20 protein-coding genes are annotated in these 20,324 nt (G+C 62.8%); 13 read left to right on the plus strand and 7 right to left on the minus strand.

Annotation, left to right across the window (positions count from 1 at the left end):
• Positions 1 to 7 precede the first annotated feature (7 nt).
• Positions 8 to 1,102, minus strand: a complete 1,095-nt coding sequence (locus B2828_RS10795) for a substrate-binding domain-containing protein (RefSeq protein WP_479633750.1) — start codon at positions 1,100 to 1,102, stop codon at positions 8 to 10.
• A 291-nt stretch (positions 1,103 to 1,393) separates the two neighbouring features.
• Here B2828_RS10795 and B2828_RS10800 point away from each other — a divergent pair, with 291 nt between their 5' ends.
• The 9 genes from B2828_RS10800 to tsaA all read left to right on the plus strand — a co-directional run bounded on the left by B2828_RS10800 (position 1,394) and on the right by tsaA (position 11,006).
• Positions 1,394 to 2,356 (plus strand): ABC transporter substrate-binding protein, encoded by a 963-nt coding sequence (locus tag B2828_RS10800; protein ID WP_479633751.1) that lies wholly within the window; start codon positions 1,394 to 1,396, stop codon positions 2,354 to 2,356.
• Positions 2,353 to 3,042 (plus strand): GTP-binding protein, encoded by a 690-nt coding sequence (locus B2828_RS10805; RefSeq protein WP_479633752.1) that lies wholly within the window; start codon positions 2,353 to 2,355, stop codon positions 3,040 to 3,042. The genes B2828_RS10800 and B2828_RS10805 overlap by 4 nt, the downstream gene beginning before the upstream one ends.
• Before the next feature lies 1 nt (position 3,043).
• Positions 3,044 to 4,045 (plus strand): ATP-binding cassette domain-containing protein, encoded by a 1,002-nt coding sequence (locus B2828_RS10810; protein WP_479633753.1) that lies wholly within the window; start codon positions 3,044 to 3,046, stop codon positions 4,043 to 4,045.
• Between the two features lie 395 nt (positions 4,046 to 4,440).
• On the plus strand, positions 4,441 to 6,540 hold the full coding sequence (locus B2828_RS10815) for a TonB-dependent receptor plug domain-containing protein (protein ID WP_479633754.1): 2,100 nt from the start codon (positions 4,441 to 4,443) through the stop codon (positions 6,538 to 6,540).
• Positions 6,541 to 7,308: a Rossmann-like domain-containing protein gene (locus B2828_RS10820; protein WP_479633755.1), complete on the plus strand. Its 768-nt coding sequence runs from the start codon at positions 6,541 to 6,543 to the stop codon at positions 7,306 to 7,308.
• Positions 7,308 to 8,345 (plus strand): FecCD family ABC transporter permease, encoded by a 1,038-nt coding sequence (locus B2828_RS10825; RefSeq protein ID WP_479633756.1) that lies wholly within the window; start codon positions 7,308 to 7,310, stop codon positions 8,343 to 8,345. Before B2828_RS10820 ends, B2828_RS10825 begins: the two co-directional genes overlap by 1 nt.
• A 3-nt stretch (positions 8,346 to 8,348) precedes the next feature.
• Positions 8,349 to 9,104 carry an ABC transporter ATP-binding protein gene (locus B2828_RS10830; RefSeq protein WP_479633757.1) on the plus strand — a complete coding sequence of 252 codons (756 nt, stop codon included), beginning with the start codon at positions 8,349 to 8,351 and terminating at the stop codon, positions 9,102 to 9,104.
• Complete coding sequence (locus tag B2828_RS10835; protein ID WP_479633758.1) at positions 9,083 to 10,174, plus strand: ABC transporter substrate-binding protein; 1,092 nt, start codon at positions 9,083 to 9,085, stop codon at positions 10,172 to 10,174. Before B2828_RS10830 ends, B2828_RS10835 begins: the two co-directional genes overlap by 22 nt.
• Entirely contained in the window at positions 10,167 to 11,006 is an 840-nt protein-coding gene (tsaA, locus tag B2828_RS10840; RefSeq protein ID WP_479633759.1) for a tRNA (N6-threonylcarbamoyladenosine(37)-N6)-methyltransferase TrmO, read from the plus strand. The genes B2828_RS10835 and tsaA overlap by 8 nt, the downstream gene beginning before the upstream one ends.
• On the opposite strand, the gene B2828_RS10845 is transcribed toward tsaA, so the two are convergent.
• The 6 genes from B2828_RS10845 to B2828_RS10870 all read right to left on the minus strand — a co-directional run bounded on the left by B2828_RS10845 (position 11,003) and on the right by B2828_RS10870 (position 16,743).
• Positions 11,003 to 11,899 (minus strand): aldo/keto reductase, encoded by an 897-nt coding sequence (locus tag B2828_RS10845; protein ID WP_479633760.1) that lies wholly within the window; start codon positions 11,897 to 11,899, stop codon positions 11,003 to 11,005. The two genes, tsaA and B2828_RS10845, sit on opposite strands and share 4 nt — an antisense overlap.
• 26 nt (positions 11,900 to 11,925) lie before the next feature.
• Positions 11,926 to 12,891 carry a permease gene (locus tag B2828_RS10850; RefSeq protein ID WP_479633761.1) on the minus strand — a complete coding sequence of 322 codons (966 nt, stop codon included), beginning with the start codon at positions 12,889 to 12,891 and terminating at the stop codon, positions 11,926 to 11,928.
• Positions 12,892 to 12,896: 5 nt separating this feature from the next.
• Positions 12,897 to 13,718, minus strand: a complete 822-nt coding sequence (locus B2828_RS10855) for a TIGR03943 family putative permease subunit (protein WP_479633762.1) — start codon at positions 13,716 to 13,718, stop codon at positions 12,897 to 12,899.
• Positions 13,719 to 13,726: 8 nt separating this feature from the next.
• Complete coding sequence (locus B2828_RS10860) at positions 13,727 to 14,596, minus strand: TIGR03943 family putative permease subunit (RefSeq protein ID WP_479633763.1); 870 nt, start codon at positions 14,594 to 14,596, stop codon at positions 13,727 to 13,729.
• A gap of 5 nt (positions 14,597 to 14,601) precedes the next feature.
• Entirely contained in the window at positions 14,602 to 15,639 is a 1,038-nt protein-coding gene (locus B2828_RS10865) for a TIGR03943 family putative permease subunit (RefSeq protein WP_479633764.1), read from the minus strand.
• A 195-nt stretch (positions 15,640 to 15,834) separates the two neighbouring features.
• On the minus strand, positions 15,835 to 16,743 hold the full coding sequence (locus B2828_RS10870) for an AraC family transcriptional regulator (protein ID WP_479633765.1): 909 nt from the start codon (positions 16,741 to 16,743) through the stop codon (positions 15,835 to 15,837).
• 66 nt (positions 16,744 to 16,809) lie between these two features.
• On the opposite strand from B2828_RS10870, the gene B2828_RS10875 reads away from it, so the two are divergent.
• From B2828_RS10875 to B2828_RS10890, 4 genes are read left to right on the plus strand one after another with little or no spacing between them, the layout of a single operon-like run.
• The gene (locus B2828_RS10875; RefSeq protein WP_479633766.1) at positions 16,810 to 17,199 is read left to right on the plus strand and encodes an RbsD/FucU domain-containing protein; all 390 of its coding nucleotides are present in this window, start codon (positions 16,810 to 16,812) and stop codon (positions 17,197 to 17,199) included.
• A gap of 40 nt (positions 17,200 to 17,239) precedes the next feature.
• Positions 17,240 to 18,175 carry an aldo/keto reductase gene (locus B2828_RS10880; RefSeq protein ID WP_479633767.1) on the plus strand — a complete coding sequence of 312 codons (936 nt, stop codon included), beginning with the start codon at positions 17,240 to 17,242 and terminating at the stop codon, positions 18,173 to 18,175.
• Positions 18,176 to 18,177: 2 nt separating this feature from the next.
• The gene (locus tag B2828_RS10885) at positions 18,178 to 19,197 is read left to right on the plus strand and encodes a zinc-binding alcohol dehydrogenase family protein (protein WP_479633768.1); all 1,020 of its coding nucleotides are present in this window, start codon (positions 18,178 to 18,180) and stop codon (positions 19,195 to 19,197) included.
• A 13-nt stretch (positions 19,198 to 19,210) separates the two neighbouring features.
• Positions 19,211 to 20,050 (plus strand): amidohydrolase family protein, encoded by an 840-nt coding sequence (locus B2828_RS10890; RefSeq protein ID WP_479633769.1) that lies wholly within the window; start codon positions 19,211 to 19,213, stop codon positions 20,048 to 20,050.
• Positions 20,051 to 20,324: the final 274 nt, after the last annotated feature.

Here is a 20,324-nt window from a genome sequence, read left to right on the forward strand (position 1 = left end):
CCGGCGCTTACGAAACGATCTTGCCGGTTTCCTGGGTGCCGTAGCCAGGGAGGCCGTCGAGCTGACGGCGGAAGTCCCGGTTTTGTAGGAAATCGAGGAGCCTGGCCACGGGGGCGAAGTCGAGCAGGGTCTTGGGGATGATCAGGTCAAAGGCCACTTCCTGGACAGGGAGAAAATCGAGGTCGCACGATTCGGCCACGGCCTTGAGCCCCATGGCTACGTCGGCGCGCCCTTCGCGGATCGCCCCGGCGCAATCGAAATGGCTGGAGGCCACGGTGGAGTAGAGGGGGACTTCCGAGGGATTCACGCCTGCCTTCTCCAGCAGGCCGTCGATGAGGAGGCGGCTGCCGGAGCCGTCCACGCGGTTGAGGAACCGGACACGGTTGGAGGCCAGGTCCTCCACGGACCGGAAGCCGAGCGGGTTGCCCCGGCGGATCATCCAGCCCTGGTCCCAGCGGGCGAAGCGAACCACGACGGCTTCGGCCCCAAGGGTTTTCAAAGCGCGCTGCTCTGCCTTTTCATCGGGAAAATGGACGCCCGCGATGTGGGCTTCCCCGGCTGCGAGGGCCTTGAGAGCGGCGGTGCTCGAAAGGTTCTGCCAGCGCACCCGGCCGTCGCCATGGCTGGTCCTCCAGAGATCCCGGACGATGCCGAGGGCGGGGTCGCACCCGGCCACAAGGATGTTCTGGCGCAGCTGCGCCTCGGGCTGCAAAATTTTCACGGAGCCGGAGTTGCCCCGGCGCGCCACCAAGTCCCCATCGGCTTCGCCGAACCCAGCGGCTTCCGAACCGGCCACGGGAATGGCGATCCAGCGCTCCCCGACCAGGGCCAGGCGCACGGGGCCTTCGTGGGAATGGAGCGCGGAGGAGAGGGTGACTTCCAGCGGGTGATCGGCCTGCGGCTTCTGGAAGAGATCGGGCACGGTGCATTCCAGCGCATCGGCCAGGGCCAGAGCGGTGAGGACGGAGGGGACGATGCGCCCGCGCTCCACCATATTGACGAGCTGACGGCTCAGCCCAGCACGCCGGGCAAGTTCGGCCTGGGAAATTCCCAGACGCTCCCGGAGCGCTCCGACGTGGCACACACAGGTTGGCTCGGTCATGGCACGGGGAATATGACAAAGCTTTGCTACACTGTAAAGGATGAGGGCTGTTGGCTTTCTCGAAAATATGACAAGATCGTATGCCAAACGGAGGGACGCAGGGACGCGTCCGGCCGTGTCACGCATTCATGACGATGTAACCTCTGCTCAACATCCGGCACGAATATTGCTAATGCCCACAACGTCCGGCGGAAGCCCGATTTTTTCCGTCACCTTTATTTTTTTATGACGACAAGCACCGAAATAGACCTTCTAAACGATGAGCCCGAATTTCCGGAGTCGGAAACGGGCGTGAGACGCCAACTGGATTACCTCGGCTTCGCGCCGTGCCCGATCCGGTCTGAAATTCGCCGCCGCCTCCACCGCCACTACGAGGAAGCGCGCCTCCGCGCCGGGCTGGAGCCGAAGTGGTACATGTCTTCAGGCTGCGGCGACACGAACCCCTACGACGAATTCTGGGGCTTTGAAACCGAGGCCGAGCTGCCCGCGCTGATCACCGAGGGGGGCATCGCGGATATTTTCCGCCCGGAATTCACGCAGCGCTGGGTCGTTACGGGCGTCTTTGGCCCGCTGCCGGTGCCGAAACTGCGCCCGGAATTCGCCGAGGCCGGGATGGCCGATCCGCTCGGCGTTTACCATATCTACGGGGTGTTCCCGCATGTCATTTTGGTTGATCTCAAACGCCTCGGTAGCCGCCCCGTGCCTGCTTCCTGGGCCGATCTCCTCAACCCAGTCTACCGCAAGGATGTGATCATCGGCGGGTGGGAGGACGAAATTTCCGACGTGGTCCTATTCAATTTCCATAAGGAATTCGGCGAAGAGGGCCTCGAACTGCTGGGCCGGAATGTGCGCGACTTCTGGAGCGCCGCCGAAATGGCCCGCACGGCCGGTTCGGACAGCCCCAAGGGTGCGGCGATTTACGTGCTGCCGTGGTTCTTCGCGGCGGGAAATCCGCACAAGGAGCAGACCCAGCTCGTCTGGCCCTTGGACGGTGTGCTGGCGATGCCGCTCTTTCTGCTGGGCAAACCAAAGGTGAACTCGGCGGCCAAGGTCGCGCTTGATTTCTTCACGGGCCGGGAGTGCGCGGAGTTCATGGCGTCGGTCCATTTCCCGCCATCGGCTGACTTTGGCAAGAGCACCCCGGCGCTCCCGGGTAAGCTCAAGTGGCTTGGCTGGGACTACATCCGCAGCCATGACCTCAACGAACTGCGCGTGCCGCTCAACGCGGTCTTTTCACGGGGTTTCAAAGCGTGAAACTGATCACCGTTGCCGGGCCGCCCTCCTCCGGGAAGACGGCTGTCATCACCAAGGCGCTCCGCTTCCTGCATTCGGAGGGGCTGCGCGTGGGGGTGCTTAAGTTCGACTGCCTGGTGAGCCGCGATGCGGAAGTCTTTCAGGCCGAGGGGATTCCTGTGCTCACGGGGCTCTCGGGTAATTTCTGCCCAGACCACTTTTTCATCACGAATATTGAGGACTGCTTCGCCTGGGGCAGCCGCCATGGGCTGGATCTCTTAATCAGCGAGAGCGCCGGGCTCTGCAACCGCTGCGCGCCGCACATCCGGGGCTTTTACGCGGTTTGCGTGCTCGATAATCTCTCCGGCGTCGAGACCCCGCGCAAGATCGGCCCAATGCTAAAAACGGCTGACCTCGTGGTGGTGACCAAGGGGGATATCGTGAGCCAGGCGGAGCGCGAGGTGTTCGCCTTTCGCATCCGGCAGGTGAACGCCAAGGCGCGCATCCTGTTCGTCAACGGCATCACGGGGCAGGGGGCCTGGGAGGTCAGCCGGCTTTGGAAAAAAGCGCCGGAGGATGCCCCGCTCACCGGCGGCAGGCTGCGGTTTTCGGTTCCCTCCGCGGTCTGTTCCTACTGCTTTGGCCAGACGAAAATCGGCGAGGATTTCCAGAGCGGAACCATTCGGAAAATGACGATACCTGATTGATATGACTTCCACTCCACTTGCCGGGGAGCCTGCGTTTGGCGACCCCCGGTGCGATGATTTTCTCCAGCTCAACCACTTCCCCGCGCGCCAGGCAGAGCCGACCGTGCGGGCCTACTGGGAGGCGCTCCCGTGGGAGACGCGCGAGCAGAGCGGCTGGAGCTACGAACAGCTCCGCGACGGCCTGGCTGCCTTCCTTTCTTCCGCCGACGCCACGCCGCGCGAGCAGGCGCTCTCCGAGCTGAAGATCCTGCCCGGGCACGACAAAAGCGGCCACCCGGAGAAGCACACGCTCTGCTTTCGGGCGGGCGATGTGATCTGCATCGTCGGCCCCACCGGCTCGGGCAAAAGCCGTCTCCTGGCCGATATCGAATGCATGGCGCAGGGCGATACGCCGACGGGCCGCACGGTCTTGATCGACGGCTGCGCGCCCGACCCGGACGCCCGCTTTTCCGGCGAGGGAAAGATCGTCGCGCAGATCTCGCAGAACATGAATTTCGTCATGGATCTTACTGTGGTGGATTTCCTGCGCATGCATGCGGAGAGCCGCGCGCTGGAGCACCCGGAAGAGGCCATTACCCGCGTGCTGGAGGCGGCGGTGGGCATGGCCGGGGAACCCTTCGGGCCCGAGACGCCGCTCACGCAGCTCAGCGGCGGCCAGTCGCGGGCGCTGATGATCGCCGACGCCGCCCACCTGAGCCCCAAGCCCGTGGTCTTGATCGACGAGATTGAAAACGCTGGGGTGGACCGCCTTCGCGCGCTCGATCTCTTCGTCGAGAAGGGCAAGATCGTGCTCCTCTCCACGCACGATCCGCTGCTGGCCCTCTCGGGCACGCGCCGCCTCGTAATCGGCAATGGCGCGGTGCAAAATGTTATCGAGCCGTCGCGCGAGGAGCGGGATAATTGCCGTCGTCTCGTCGAGCTGGATCGCTGCCTGGCAAGGATGCGCGAACGCCTTCGCCACGGCGAGCGCCTCGATGAACCGTGGGAGCGAATGATGTGCTGAAAGCGCCCTGTCTGAATGTTAACTATACTTTACATATGCAAAGTATAGTTAACATTTGGCGGTTGTAAGAGCCTGCCCGGTAGTTTGTTACAAAAAGACAACACCGGGGTTTTCCTGATCAAAACGCGCCATTCCCGGCGCGTTTTTTACGCATTCTGGATAAGAAGTGTCCCCGTGGTCTGGAAATATTCCGGGGGTTTTGAGCCGGTTGCGAAAAATTTACAAAAAGGCCCGTCTCTCCGGGATTCCCCGATAATTCCAGCCAGTGGAGAGCGGAAATCGGCCCGGAAAATCCATGTGGCACGCCGTTTGCTAAGCGTCACTGATCGTTGACGCTGTTAAGTAAACGATACGAATTACGGCTCAACCTCAACAACCTACTTTGCTCGTAATCCATGTCCACCAAGTCCTCCTTAAGTATTACCAAGTATCGAAACCTTCGACGGATACGGAAATCCCTCTTTGCCCTGGCTACGGTTGGCCTGGCTCTGCCGCTCGGCGTCGCGGCGCAGGCGCAGGAAGCCGCGCAGGCCCCCGTCAGCGGTTCCGCCTCGGCGGTGGTCTCCGGGTCCTCGGAGAAGACCTTTACGCTGGGAACCGTGACGGTGACCGGGAAAGTGCCCGACGTGGCGGCTCAGCTCGAAACGCAGACCACGGCGGAGAAAATCCAGCTTTTGGAAAAGAACAACGTGGCCGACGCGGTGGCCACCCAGCCCGGCATCACCACGGCTTCCGTCGGCGCGCGCAATGAAACCACGGTCTACGTGCGCGGCTTCAACCGGCTCCAGGTCCCGATCTTCATCGATGGCGTTCCGGCCTACGTGCCTTATGACGGCTATGTGGACCTCGGGCGCTTTACCACCTTTGACGTCGGTACGATCAGCGTGGCCAAGGGCTACAGCTCGGTACTCTATGGGCCCAATACGCTCGGCGGCGCGATCAACATCGTCTCGCGCCAGCCCACGCGCCCGCTGGAGGGGGACATTACGTTGGGAGCGGCCACGGGCGACGGCTACGAGAGCGCGCTCAATATCGGCTCCAAGCAGGACAAGTTCTACTTCCAACTAGGCGCCTCCTACATCACGCAGGACCACACCGACATGTCCAACGACTTCCAGCCGACCAAGGCGGAAGACGGCGGCACGCGCAACAACTCCTACTATACGGACTGGAAGCTTAGCGGCAAGCTCGCCTACACGCCCAACGCCACGGACGAATACGCGCTCGGCTTCGTTCACCAGGAAGGCGAAAAGGGGACGCCGCCCTACGCGGGCACCGATCCCACTCAGTTTCTCCGCTACTGGCAGTGGCCGAAGTGGAACAAGGATACCGTCTATTATGTTTCCTCAACGCAGCTCGGCGAGGAGAGCTACATCAAGCCGCGCGTCTATTTCGACAAGTACGAGAACGCTCTCGACCAATACTCCGACGGCACCTACACGAAGCTGCTCACCGGATCGAGCGGCCCGAGCCATTACGATGACTATACCTGGGGCTCGTCGCTGGAGCTTGGCACGGAGCTGATCCCGATGAACACGCTGAAGGGGGCCGCGCATTACAAGCTCGATCACCACGACGAGCAGGTCGATGGCTATCCCCACTACGTTGACGAAGACGAAACGGTCTCCCTCGCGCTGGAAGACACCTTCCACGCATCGGATAAGATCGACCTCCAAGCGGGCTTCAGCTACGACATCCGCAACTCGTTACAGGCCGAGGACACCAACAAAAACGGGGCCTCGTTCCCGGCGCACAACTTCACGAGCTTCAACCCGGAAGTCGGCATCTTCTATAAGTTGACGGACACCGATACCCTGCACTTCACCATCGCGCACAAGAGCCGCTTTCCCACCATCAAGGATCGCTATTCCTACGGCCTCGGCAAAGCGCTGGCCAACCCGGACCTCAAGCCGGAATCGGCCATCCATTACGAGATCGGCTACGACGGCACGCCGCTCAAGGCATTCGACGCGCTCAAGGCGCTGAACGTTCACGCCAACGCTTTCTATTCGTCCATCGACGATGCCATTCAGAGCGTTAGCAACGTCGCCTATGTGAACAAGAAATGGGTCTCGCAAAACCAGAACATCGGCAAGGCCGAGAGCTTCGGCGGGGAACTCGGGCTCGACTACGCTTTCAGCGACTGGCTCACGCTGGGCAACAACGTCTCCTATGTCTGGCGGCGTAACCTTTCCTCGAATATTTACCTGACGGACGTTCCGCCGTGGTCGGGGTTTGTCTATGCCGACATTCGGCCGATTGACAAGATCAGCCTGATCCCGAGCATGCAATATTCCTCCTGGCGCTATACCTACAGCGATGGGCGAAAGGTGGACGGGTTTGCCGTGCCGAACTTCAAGGTCTCCTACCGCATCACCAAGGACCTGACCTTCAGCGTCGGCATCAACAACATCTTGGATAAGAATTACGAGCTGCAGGACGGCTACTGGCAGGCAGGCCGCACCTACTTCACCAACCTTCGCTACACCTTCTAAATGCAAACGCAAGTGTGGCCGATTTACAACGATCTGTGCCGGGGCATTCCCGGCACAGCGAAAGCCGAGGCATTCGTAGCAGGCCTTCACTGGTTTGCCCTGCGCTCTGCGGACGGCCTGGGGATGGCCATGGCCCCAACGGAGTCCGGCGGAGCGCCCGCCGGGGCGGGAAGCCTGGCCGGAAGCGCCTTGGGCGAGTTGGCCGAGCGCAGCCGTTCGTGGAACTTCGCCGAGGCGGCCCTCGGCATGGCCGCGATCAACGCCTACTACAATGCGCCCTCCCGCGTGGCGGCGTGGAGCGGTGGCGGCGGCTATGAAGCCCACAGCGATGGCTGCAACGCGTTTGAAACAATGCTGCCGCGCGTGGCGGGCAAGCGCGTTGCGGTGATCGGCCACTTTCGCGGGTTGGAGAAGATGGCCGAGGTATGCGAGCTGACGATCCTGGAACGCAGGCCGCAGCCGGGCGATCTGCCCGACCCCGCTTGCGAGGCGGTGCTCCCGGAGAGCGATTTCGTCTTCATCACGGGAGTAACGCTCATTAACAAAACGCTTCCGCGGCTGCTGGCACTCAGCCGCGACGCCTTCGTGGTCATGGCCGGGCCCACGGTGCCACTCGCGCCCGTGCTCTTTGACTACGGAGTGGACATGCTCGCCGGGCTTGTTGTGGAAGACATTGCCCCGGTGTGGCAGATCGTGCAGGAGGGAGGCCAGCACGCCTTCTTCGATCATGGTACCCGAATGGTGCAGATCGAACGGAGGAAGGGCTGATGGATGACAACCCGACGTGTCCGGTTCCGCGGTGGCGGGGCCGGACCGCCCTCCTTCTCGCGGTGCTCGTGGCCAGCGTGCTGGTGTCGCTGCGCTTCGGGCCGCATCGGCTTTCGTGGGCGGATCTTTTTCAGCTCTGGATGCCCTCAGCCTCCGGCCATGCCGTGACGGCCCGCGAGACGGTGGCCACGCTGATCTACGGCATCCGGCTTCCGCGCATTGTGGCGGGGCTGGCCGTGGGGGCGGCGTTGTCGGTGGCTGGGGCGTCTTATCAAGGGTTATTCCGTAATTCATTGGTTTCGCCCGATATCCTCGGGGCGTCGGCGGGAGCGGCGTTCGGGGCGTCGATTGGGATTCTTTTTTCCTGGAGCATTCTCGGCATCCAGGCTGCGGCTTTCGTTTTCGGGCTCATCGCGGTGGGGACGACCTGCGTGCTGAGCCGCTCGATCGGCGGGGCGCATTTCGCGCTGCGCCTGGTGCTCACCGGCATGGTCATCGGGAGCCTCTTTGCCGCGGGCATTTCGGTTATCAAAGTAGTGGCCGATCCGTATTCGAAGCTTCCCGCCATCACGTTCTGGCTGATGGGGGGGCTCTCATCGGTCACCGCGCGGGATACCTGGTTTCTTTTGCCGCCGCTGGTGCTCGGAGTCACGCTGCTACTGGCGTTGCGCTGGCCGCTCAATACCATGGCTCTGGGCGAGGAAGAGGCCCGGGCGCTGGGGGTTCCGACAGGGCTCATTCGCGTGTTGATCCTGCTCGGAGCTACACTGATCACCTCAGCGTCCGTGGCCGTCGGCGGCATCATCGGTTGGGTGGGGTTGATGGTGCCTCACCTGGCCCGCTTTTGGGTGGGGCCCAATCATCGCGACCTGCTGCCGACATCGCTGCTGGTGGGGGCGATCTATCTCCTGTGGGCTGATAATCTGGCCCGCTGGCTCTTCAGCGTGGAGTTTCCGCTGGGGATCGTGACGTGCGCATGTGGCGTGCCCGCGTTCATCGTTCTGCTGCGCCGCTCGCAACAAAGCTGGGCCTCATAGCGTATGCTCCTGGAACTGGAAAATCTCTCGTGTGGCTATACCCGCAGGCCGGTCCTCAGCGGGGTGAACCTCACGCTCCACGGGGGCGAATTCTTCTGCCTGCTGGGGCCCAACGGTTCGGGGAAATCGGCGTTGCTCAAAACGCTCGCGGGCGTGCTCAAGCCGCTGGCCGGGCGGGTGCGGGCCGGGGCCAACGGGCGTTCCTGGCTGGCCTATGTGCCGCAGGCGCATGCGCCGCTTTTTTCGTTCCGCATACTGGATATGGTGGTGATGGGGCGCACGTCGCGCTGGCCGCTCTGGTCCGGGCCGGGCGAGGCCGACTGGACGGCGGCGCGAGCCGCGTTGGTGCAGGTGGGCATGGAGGGCTTCGGCGAACGGCTCTATACGGAGATCAGCGGCGGCGAGCGGCAGATGGTGCTTATCGCGCGGGCGTTGGCGCAGGAGGCGCAGTTCTTGATCCTGGATGAACCGGCCTCCAGCCTCGACTTCGGCAACCAGCTCCGGATGCTGCAAACGCTGCGGCGTCTGGCGACCTCGGGCATCGGCATCCTGATGGCCACGCACCACCCGGAGCACGCGTTGCGCTGCGCCACCCGCGCGGCGATTGTGAAGGAGGGCCGCCTGCTGCCGCCCGGAGCGCCTTGCGAGGTGATTTCGCCCGAGATGCTGGAGAGCCTTTACCACGTTCCGTTTTCGATTTCCGAAGTTCCCGATAAACAACAAAAACCTGTTCGCGTATGCATTCCTCAACTCGACTGATTTTAATCCTCCTCGCGTGCCTGGCCTGGGCACGGCCCGCGGCGGCGGCGGAGCCTGGCACCGTGGAAGTGACCGACTGCGCCGGGCGCAAGGTGACGGTGCCGAAACAAATCGACCGCGTTTTTTTTACGAGCCCGATGGGGGCCATCATGGTCTATTCGCTCTGCCCGGAAAAGATGGTGGGGTGGAACCATGAGCTGATGCCGCAGGACAAGGCGTACATTTTACCGGCGCAGCGCGATCTCCCGGTGCTCGGCGGGTGGTTCGGCGGCAACGGCTCCGGCAACCGCGAAGTGATCATCGCCGCGAGGCCGCAGGTCATCATCTCCATCGGATACCTGGACGCCACGGCGGTCGATTTCTCCAACCGCTTGCAACAGCAGGTGGGCATCCCGGTTTGGATGGCCAGCGGCGAGCTGGAGGATACGGCGCAGGTTTACGAGTTGCTTGGGAAGCTGCTTGGCGCGGAGGATCGGGCGCAAAAGCTGGCGGCTTATGCGCGCCAGACGATCACCGAGGTTCGGGCGCTGGCGGCGGCAATTCCGGATGCGGAACGCAAGCGCGTCTATTACGCGGAGGGGCCGCGCGGGCTGATGACTAATGTGAAGACGTCGATGCACACGCAGGTGCTCAACTGGATCGGCGCGGAAAACGTGGTGACTTCCGGCAACGAGACCTCCAGCTTTCAGCGCGCCTCGGTATCGCTGGAGCAGGTGATCGCCTGGCAGCCGGATTCCATGCTGGTCTGCCGCGACTGGAGCGAGGACGCGCGGTTCCCCGAGTGGCTCAACACGCCGGAGTGGCGGCGGGTGCCCGCTGTGGCGCGGGGGCGCGTCTGGCAGATTCCCAACCGCCCGTTCAACTGGTTTGACCGGCCGCCGTCGGCGAACCGTCTGCTTGGGCTGAAGTGGGCGGCGTGGGCGCTTTATCCCGACCGCGTGACGTTTGATCTCGTGGCGGAGATTCGCGAGTTCTACCACCTTTTTTATCATTACGAACTGAGCGAAGCCGACGCGAGGGCTTTTCTCGATACGTCGCGGGTCCCTGTTCCTGGAGCAAGCCATGAGTGAAGATAACGTGATACTGAATCCTATTGGTGTAGTGGAGTCGGCCTACCGCGAGGTCACGGACCGGTTCGATTACGAGCACTCGGAGGCGTTTATCCGCATTCGCCCGGAACTGGAACCGGCGCTCGCGGGGATCGAGTATTTTTCGCATCTCTGGGTGATCTACCACCAGCACCGTTCGCGGGAATGGCTGAAGATGAAGGGGTGGGGGAGCGAGCCGCCGCTGGTGGTTCCCGAGGGGGATGACCGGGCGGGGCAGGGCGTTTTTAGCGGGCGCTTCCCGTGCCGTCCGTCGGGGCTGGGCTCCTGCATTGTGCGGCTGGTGCGGCGCGAGGGGGGGCGGCTTGCGGTCTGCGGCCTGGATGCGCTCGACGGCACGCCGGTTCTCGACGTGAAGGTGTACGTTCCGCAGTTTGACGCCTACCCCGAGGCCGCCGCTCCGCTTCACTGGGCCGGGGTGATGAACCGCCCGGGGGATGCCGCGCAGGCGGCACGCGCATTTCATTGGGATACGACCAACGCGGAGTTTGCGCTGGGTCTGCGGGCCGGGCTGGCCGCTCTGGCCCGGCTCAAGGCCCGGCGGGGCGAGAGGCTATGTGCGCGGCTCCGGAGCGGATTCTTTTTTGCCCAGGGCTGGGAAGCGGCCACGGGGTGCAGCGCGTTGCGGGGCACGCTGGAATGGACGGCGGAACCGGGCGAGCTGTGGCGGGCCGAACTCTCCGGGGCAACGGGAGAGGGCGTCGTGCTCCATGTCCCAGGCCGGGAATGGCGCGATGCGGCGGAGGTCATGGGCGCGCCGGAATCGCGTTTGCTGTTATCCGCGACAGACGACTAGTCAGCGATTTTGATGGGGGCTGACTCGGCGTCGAGGGTCTCGGGATCGGGACCGATGCGTTTGCCGGTGTCCAGCGCGTCAATGGCCGAGAGGTCGTCCGGCATCAGGGCGAAATCGAAGAGGTCGATATTCTCCGCGATGCGTTGGGGATGCACTGATTTTGGAACGGCCGAGAGTCCGTGGTCGATATGCCAGCGGAGGATGATTTGGGCCGGAGTTTTAGCGTATTTTTCCGCCAGACTGAGGATGACGGGATGTTGCAGCGGTGCCACCACGGCGGGATCGTCCGCGCGGTTCCTGGCGATGACGCCTCCAATAGGGGACCAGGACTGGGTGACGATGCCGTGGCGCGCGTCAGCCTCGCGCACTTCCCGTTGGATAAAATAGGGGTGCAGCTCGACTTGGTTGACTGCCGGAACAATGCTCGTTTGCCGCATCAGCGCTTCCAGATGGTGTGGGCTGTGATTGCAGACGCCGATCGCCCGCACTTTGCCTTCGGCGAGCAGCGTTTCGGCGGCTTTATAGGCCGCCACGGTTTTCTCAAAGGCCTGGGGCACGGGCCAGTGGAGGAGGTAGAGGTCCACATAGTCGAGCCCGAGCTTGCGCAAGCTTGAATCGAAGGCGCGCAGGGCCGGTTCGTAGCCGTAGTGGCTCATCCAGAGCTTGGTGGTGAGGAAAATCTCCGAACGGGGAACGCTGCTTTGCCGGATGCCTTCGCCGACTTGGCTTTCATTGAAGTAGGCGGCGGCGGTGTCGATGAGCCGGTATCCGGCCCCGATGGCGGTTGCGACCACCTCGGCCGTCTGCTCCTGTGGGCTCAAGTAAACGCCAAGCCCGAGGGCTGGCATCTCAACGCCGTTATTTAAGGTGATGCGTGGGCTTTTCTCTTTCATAGGGTGCTTTTTATTCCGGGGGGGGATTACTTAAGCAACAAGCCCACGCCCAGGGAGACTGCGCCGACCAGTAGGAAAAGAGCGAGGGCGAAAAATGCCGTGAAGCGTTTGCGGAACACCATGCAGTACATGAAAAGCAGCTTCATATCCATCATCGGGCCGAAGACCATGAAGGCCAGTTTCGCCGTCAGGGGGAACCCGGTAAAGCTGGCGGCGACAAAGGCGTCGGACGTGCTGCACAAGGAGAGCATCAAGGCGAGGGCCATCATGCTGGCGGTGGCCAGGAGGGAGTGCCCGGCGAGCGGAGCGATGGCGTCGCGGTGAATGGCGGTGTTGAAAAAGCTTGCGATGGCCGCGCCGATGATGAGGTAGAACCCAACGTCCAGGAAGTCGAAGGAGGCACACCGGATCGCGGCGATGACTTTCGAGCCAAAGCTCGCCGGGGCTGGAAATTCCTCGGGCGCACCGTCGGTGGGCGGGAGCGGGCTTAGCCGTGCCCCCATGGAGAGGCGGCGGCTCGGCTGGGGCGCGAGCATGGCTTTGTTAAGGATTTTGGAAACCGGCAGGGCCTGGATGACGAGCCCGCAGACCACGGCCACGGCAAACCCCATCCCCAGCCGCAGCGACATTACCAGCGCGGGGCTCTGCCCTCGGAAGGCGGCAAAGGTGCTGAGCGCCACGATGGGGTTCACGATGGGGGCGGCCAGGAGGTAGGTGAGCGCACAGGAAACTGGCAGTCCTTTGCGGATCATGCGCTGGATGACGGGGATGACGCCGCACTCGCACATGGGAAAGACGACGCCGAGTACGCCGCTTAGCGCGATGGCGGCCAGGGGGGAGCGCGGCTGGATTTTGGTCAGCGTCTCGGGCGATACGAATGCGTCGACAAAACCGGAGATCAGCGTGCCGATGAACATGAAGGGCACCCCTTCGAAGAGGATGCTTAAGAACGCAACCGAGAAGTCCTGGAGATTAAAGGTAAACCAATGCATGGGGATTAGTGATGTGCGGGGCGGGCTTGCCGAGTGGGGCCGGTGGGCCGGTAGATGTAGGGGTCGGCGGGGGAGTTGATGGGCGTAACGCTTGCGGCGGTGAGGATGGGGACGGTGGAGCCGTCGCTTTGATCGAATCGGACGGTGCCGACGACCCGGACCCAGGCGAGTTTTTCCAGGTCGGGGGCGGACTGGGTGTCCACGCGGATGGCGAGCGTCTGGGCATCGACGGCGCAGCAGGTGATGAGCGTGGAAATGAGGCCGAAATAGTGAGGATTATCTGGGTAATAGCGCCCGATGATCTCAAGCGGCCGGTCCATGAAATCCTTTTGGCACCAGTCATCCTGGGCCGCGAGCATCAGATCGAGCATGCTGACGGAGCGCGGCTGCTGGGAGGCGGGGATCGGCACGAATGCGGCGGCGGTTTTTTGCGAAGCCTCCGGGCCCGGGAGCGCTCCCCTGGGGGAGAACGCGAGCCCCCGGCTTTCGATAAAGGCGTTGCTGAAGGTGTCCGGAGAAAGGGCGGCCGCTCCGGCGATGGGCAGGGTCAAGATGGCAAAGACCAGCAGGCTTCGCCAGGGCGAGGAGATGCTTCGCGCTTGAGAACAGGTGCAATCAAACGCCCCGGCCGATCCGCCAAACCAGGCCACGCATCCCGCGCTCAGGAGCAGGAGTACCCCGGCCACGAGCACCAGGGGGCGGAATACGGGGTGCAAAAAGGCCGAGATCCGGTGGCTGAGGCAGAAGTAGGTGAGGAGGCCGCCCCATTCAAAGAGCGTCAGAGGCGGCAGGATTCGACTGATCAAGCGGGAGAGTTGGGAGTTCATGAGCGCCCTTAATGGGGCGGAAGCTGGAGCCTGACTCCGCCGGAATGCCTCGGCGGTGGGGCCGTGCCGCCGTGGTAGACGTAGGGATCGGCCGGTGGCGGCTCCTGGGTGATGGTTTGCGCCGTGACCGTGGGGATTTGCGCATCTCCCCTGGCGATGAAATGAACCGTGCCGCGGACTCTTCCCCATTGCATGGCCGGGATGGAGCATGGGCCGTTGATCCGGACGGAGAGCACCTGGGCATCGGCGGCGCAGCAGAGCATCAGCAGGCGGACGAACTCGGTCTGGTCTTTGCCGAGGGGGCTGACCTGCCCGATGAATTCGACCGGCTGGCCTTCGTAGTCGGCCCGGCCTCCAGGGCTCTGGGCCGCGATCAGCAGGTCGCCGATTTCAACTTTCCTCAGCTCGCCGCTTTCGGACGCGGGCGCGGGCACGGGTTGTCCTGGCGTGGCGGCGGGGGCCTCCGTTCCCAGGCGGTTGAGCACGAGCGTTTGGCTATATTGATCCGGGGAAATCCATGCCGCCAGGGGCAGGGGGACGAGCAGGATGAACGCCGTGAACCAGCGGCCTCTGTGGTGTCCCGCAGCGCATCCGCAATCCCCTCCCGAGGGATGGGCCGTCTCCCTGGGGCTCAAGAGCACGCAAACCGCTGAAATCAGCAGAAGCACGCCCGTTGCCAAAACCAGCCCGTGAAAATTCGGATGCAGCAGGTGGCCGAGCCTGCCGCTGGCGTGGAAACCGATCAGCATGCCGCCCCAAAGCAGCAGCGTCAACGCAGGCCACAGGCGCTCCAGTGGGCGCGCCCCGGCCCTTATGCCTTCCGTGTTGGACATCGGGCAATGAAGCATATCCTTGGCATTGGGGAAAGGCTGGCCCATCGGGATCAATAGAGAAAGGGCTCCTCCGGTTGGGTGACGACGGCGATTTCCCGGGCATCAATCACCGGGATGGTCCCTTTGTCTTTGGGGGTAAAAGCCACGTGGCCCGTGATTTTCACCCAGGTCATTTGCGGCGGCTTGCGCAGCCCGTGGGCCCGTACCTGGACGGCAAGCGGCTGCGCATCGGCGGCGCAGCAGAGAATTAGGAGGCGCATGACGCGGAAATTGCCGCCGGTGGAATCCAGCACCTGCCCGGTGACGTCGATCTCCCTTCCCGCCAGCTTCTGCTGAAGTTCCGGGTTCTGCGCGGCGGAGAGCAGCTCGATAACGTCCACCGGCACCGCGCGTTTGCCGGGTTCCTTCGCGTTGGCTAAAGAGGAGTCCGAGGCGGCCATTTCCAGGATTTCCTTCAGGCTGCCAAAGGGCGTCGTTGTATCGCGGCGTTCGTTGAGCGCCCGGAGCGGAGCCTTTTTTGGGCCATCGTTCCGGAGCAGCTCCATGAGCCGCTGGTTGGAGGGATACTCCGCATCGGGGATATCCTTGGAATAGCCGTACTGTGGCGCGTTGGGCGGCACCCAGCCCTTGGGGAGATCGGCGGTCAGGCTCCCGCTATCGGGCGGCCCGGCTTGGGTCGGCAAATCAGCCGGTGGCTCCTGCGGCGTGGCTCGGGTGAGGGCTCCGGGGACGCGATCCAGCGAATCCGCCACGCCCCGGTTGTTCACCGATACAGCTCCGTAGATGTCCGGGGAGATGCGGGAGGCCAGGAGGATCGGCAGCAGTAGGACGAGGAAGCTCCGCCAGCTTTCCGCGGCGGTCCGGTCGCCCGGGCGGTCCCGGCACGCCTCCCCGGCACAGCGGCATTCTCTGGAAAATAGGACGCAGGCTCCCGCGATGATCAAGAGAATGCCCGTCACGAGGACCGGCAGGCGAAAGGCCGGGTGGAGCAGGCCGTTGAGGCGGTGGCTGAGGTAAAAATAGCCCAGGACGGCTCCCCATTCAAAGAGGATGAGAGGCGCGAAGTATTTGGCGATTCTGACGGTCATCTGGCGATCCGCTGCGGGTTGGCGGTAGCGTTTAGACAACCGGCAACCCCTATTATTTGGACTTATTTTGCCGATTTTTCAATTTCCAGTGATGTTTGTTTCGAAAAAGGGACTGTGTCTGTTTGTAGCTTAGGGGAAAATGACCTCGCTTTGCTGGGTCGGCGCGGCGGCGAGCTGCCGATGCTTGGGGGGCATTTAGGAGGGGTTCCGAGGGTGGAACTTCAGGGTCTGGTCGCGGAATTCGCTGGGCGGAAACGAGTAACAATCCCTAAAGGCGCGCGAGAAATGCAGCGGGTCTGGGTAGCCGCACTGGGCCGCGATGGCTTTGATCGGCTCCGTGGTGGTGACGAGCAGTTCCGCCGCGCGGTTCATGCGGCAGTGGACCAGGTAGACGTAGGGCGAGGGGAGGTTGAAGCGCTTGAATAAACGGCAAATATAGCGCGGGTCGAGGTGGACTGCGTCGGCCACGGCTTGCAGGCTGACCAGCTCCGTCGCCTGCTCTTCGATCAACCGGCGGCACCGGCTCAAATTAGCCAGCGACTGGGAATAGGGGTGCGTGTCGGCGTTGCCCGCTTCGGTGGTTTTGAGGAGCAGAAGCTTCATCTGCTGTGCGCAGATTTCGCTCCGCGCAGGGGCGACTTTCTTCCCCTCCCGGATCATTTCGTCAAAGAGATGGCTCAGGACGTCGAGTTCCGGCGTTCGGCGCACCTCGCCCGGCTGGATGACGCCCAGCGGGGCGAACTCCAGCGCGAGGTTGCCCGAGAAATCGGCGAAATATTTCACCATCGGCGAGCGGGGATCGCACCGGATGGCGTGGGCGATCCCCGGGCCGTATAAAAACAGATGGCCGGGGAGCAATCCGTAGGTTTTCCCGCCAATATCCAGCTCGCCCTTGCCTTGCACCACCAGCTCCAGCCCGTGGCAGACGTAGCCCTCCCGCTCGATGCGGTAATCCGGGCGGCACTCTTCCCGGCCGATGCAGGCGACCCGGATGTGGCGGCTTCGGCTGACCCCGGAGGCAAGGTGGCAATAGGCGGCCTGGGTGACTTGTTGGGAGGTCGGCGGAAGCCGGGTGATGGATTTCACAAGGTTCATAATATCCATATATCGGGCAACGCTGTCCATTGAGATTCGCGGTGGGTTTGGGGTTGAATACCTCCAGGTCTCCCCATGATTAAATCCGGAATATTGAACCCCAGTCTCGCGGAGTTGCTTTGCCGCTTCCGCCACACGAATACGCTGGTCATTGCCGACCGTGGCTTTCCCTATTGGCCCTCGGTGCCGACGGTGGATCTCAGCCTTGTTGACGACGTTCCGACGGTCCGCCAGGTGCTGCGGGCCGTGATGGAATCCTGCACGGTTGGCGCGGCCTGGATGGCGAAGGAGGTCCATGCGGCCAATCCGCCGGAGGTTTGCTCAGAGTACGCCGAGCTGCTGGGGCCGGTCCAGATCGAGTTCGAGCCCCACGTGGATTTCAAAAAGCGTGTTCCCTTGGCCATCGGGCTGATCCGCACGGGCGACACCACCCAATACGGCAACCTCATTTTGCAGTCGGCCTGACCCCCGCCCGTCCATCCATCTAGCCACCCATTCCCATCCCATGCATTATCGAAAACTAGGTAAAACCGGCCTCGACGTTTCCGCGCTGGCCTTTGGCGGTTCCTCGCTCGGCGGGGTCTTTCATGACATTGACGAACCCGAGGCCATCCGTTCGGTGCACGTTGCGTTGGACTGCGGGATCAACTTGATCGACACGGCTCCCTATTATGGAGCGACCCGCGCGGAGACGGTTCTCGGCAAGGCGCTGCGGGGCGTGGAGCGCGAGCGCTATTACCTGGCCACGAAAGTCGCCCGGTACGGCCCGGAAATCCCTGACTTCGACTTTTCCGCCGAGCGCGTGGTGCGCAGCGTGGACGAAAGCCTGCAACGGCTGGGCGTCGATTATGTCGACTTTATCCAGGTGCACGACATGGAGTTTGGCCATATCGACCAGATCGTGCACGAGACCATTCCCGCCTTGCTTAAAGTGCGCGATGCGGGGAAGGCCCGTTTCGTCGGGATCACCTGCTTGCCGGTCCGGCTTTTCAAGGTCGTGCTGGACCAGGTGGAGGTCGATCAGATCCAGTCCTACTGCCATTACTGCCTCAACGATACGGCGCTTGCGGAACTGCTGCCGTATTTGGAGGCAAAGGGCGTCGGCATATTTAACTCCGCGCCGCTGGCGATGCGCCTCTTGAGCGACGAGGGTGCCCCCGCGTGGCATCCGGCTCCGGAGGCCCTGAAACAAAAATGCGCGGAGGCGGCCCGCTTCTGCCGGGCGCACGGGACCGACCTGGGCCGCCTGGCGCTCCAGTTTTCGTTGGCCAACCCGGCGATCCACACCAACGTCGTCGGAACGGCTTCACCGTGCCGCGTTCTCGAAAACATCCGCTGCGCCGAGGAGCCGCTCGACCAGGAACTCCTGGCGGAAGTGCTGCGCATTCTCGGTCCTGTCCACAACGTCACCTGGCCTTCCGGGCGGCCTGAAAACAACTGATTATGAAAACTTGCTATATTGAAGCGGCCGGGAAGATCGGCTATGGCGAAGCAGCCTCCCCCCTGGTGGGGCCAGAGGACGTTCTGCTCAAAGTAAAACGGGTCGGCTACTGCGGTAGCGACCTGAATACCTACCGAGGCTTGAACCCGCTGGTCGGCTATCCGCGCATCCCGGGGCATGAGCTGACGGCGGAGATTGTGGAAACAGGGAAAGCCGTTCCCGCAACGCTCCGGCCGGGACTCCTGGCCACAGTGCTGCCCTACACGGCGTGCGGTCGATGCAGCGCCTGCCTTGCGGGGCGGTCCAATGCCTGCCGGAATAATCAGACCCTCGGGGTTCAGCGCGACGGGGCGCTGGCGGAGTACCTCTCTGTTCCATATGATAAAATCATCCTGAGTCCGAAGCTCTCGGAGCTGGAGCTGGCCTTGGTCGAGCCGCTTTCCGTGGGGTTCCACGCAGTAGGCCGCGGGCAGGTGACCAAGGACGATACCGTGCTGGTGTTCGGCTGCGGAATGATCGGCCTCGGGGCAATCGCCTCGGCCGGGCTCGAACGCGGGGCCCGGGTGATCGCCGTGGACATTGATGACGCGAAGCTCGAACTGGCCCGCCAATGCGGCGCGGCCCATACGGTGAACAGCTGCCGGGAAAACCTGGAAGCCGTGGTCGCGGAGTTGACCGCCGGGGAGGGCGTCAACGTCGTCATCGAAGCCGTGGGGCTGCCGCAGACCTACACCCAGGCCGTCGGCGTCGCCGCGTTTGCCGGGCGGATTGTCTATATTGGTTACGCGAAGGCCGCCGTGGCCTACGAAACCAAGTACTTCGTCATGAAAGAGCTGGATATCCGGGGATCGCGCAACGCGACCAAGCAGGATTTCGAGCGGGTCGTCGCCGTTCTGGAGAGTGGGCGCTACCCCTCCGAGCGGACCGTCACGCACACCGTGCCATTCGCCCAAGCCGGAGAGGCGCTGGAAGCCTGGAGCCGCAATCCCGCCGCAGTCACCAAAATCCACGTAACCCTTTAGCCCCCACCAACCGATGCCCCCTCGGATCGACGCCCATCATCACTTCTGGAATTACACGCCAGAGGAATTCGATTGGATTGACGACGGCATGGCCGGTCTGCGGCGGAACTTCGCGCCGGAAGACCTGGCCCCCTGCCTCGCCGAGGCGGGAATCGACGGCGTAGTCTCGGTCCAGGCGCGCCAGACGCTGGCGGAAACCGACTTTCTCCTGAGCCACGCGCGGCGGCATGCGTTCATTCGCGGCGTCGTGGGCTGGGTGCCGTTGATTTCAGCCTCAGTGGGGGAGGATCTGGCCCGGCTTGCTGCGCAGAACCCGAAACTGCGCGCCGTGCGCCACGTGCTCCAGGGCGAACCCGACGAGCGTTACATGCTCCGCGACGACTTCAACCGAGGCGTCGCCCGGCTCGCCCCGCTCGGCCTTGCCTACGACCTTCTCATATTCGAGCGCCACCTGCCGCAGACAATCGAGTGCGTCGACCGCCACCCCGGCCAAGTCTTCGTCCTCGATCACATAGCCAAACCTCTTGTTAAAGAGGGCCGCATCGAGCCCTGGGCCTCGGAAATCCGGAACCTGGCGCGCCGGGAGAACGTATTTTGCAAAATTTCCGGAATGGTCACAGAGGCGGATTACCGGAATTGGACCGAGGCGCAGCTCCAGCCCTATTTCGACACCGTGCTGGAGGCCTTTGGCCCCAAGCGCCTCATGTTTGGAAGCGACTGGCCGGTTTGCCTCGCCGCCACATCCTATAAAGCATGGCATTCCGCCGTCCAACACCTCGCGGAAAAGCTCTCCGACGACGAAAAAGCCGCCCTATTTGGCGGAACAGCCCAGAAAGCATATCGGCTGGCATAAATTGGCGGGCAAAAAACCCTCCAGAGTAAATCAGAGAGAGGCTTGGTGGGTTTTTTATCCGAATAGGAAAAAATTTCAAAAAAAGCCGAGGAATGTATTGACCAGGGGGGCAAATCCGCTACTTTAGCCCTCCCGCAACGGAGGGCATCGAACGGCTTCGAAAGCGACGAAAGAATTTGAAAACAATTCGATTGACGCCGACGAAAAAACCGCTAGATTGCTCACCCCGCTACGAAGGGCGCTGAACGGAATCGAAAGCGACGAAAGAATTTAA

The sequence above is a fragment of the Spartobacteria bacterium UBA695 genome, assembly GCA_002298145.1.
Classification (GTDB): Bacteria; Verrucomicrobiota; Verrucomicrobiia; order Chthoniobacterales; family Chthoniobacteraceae; genus UBA695.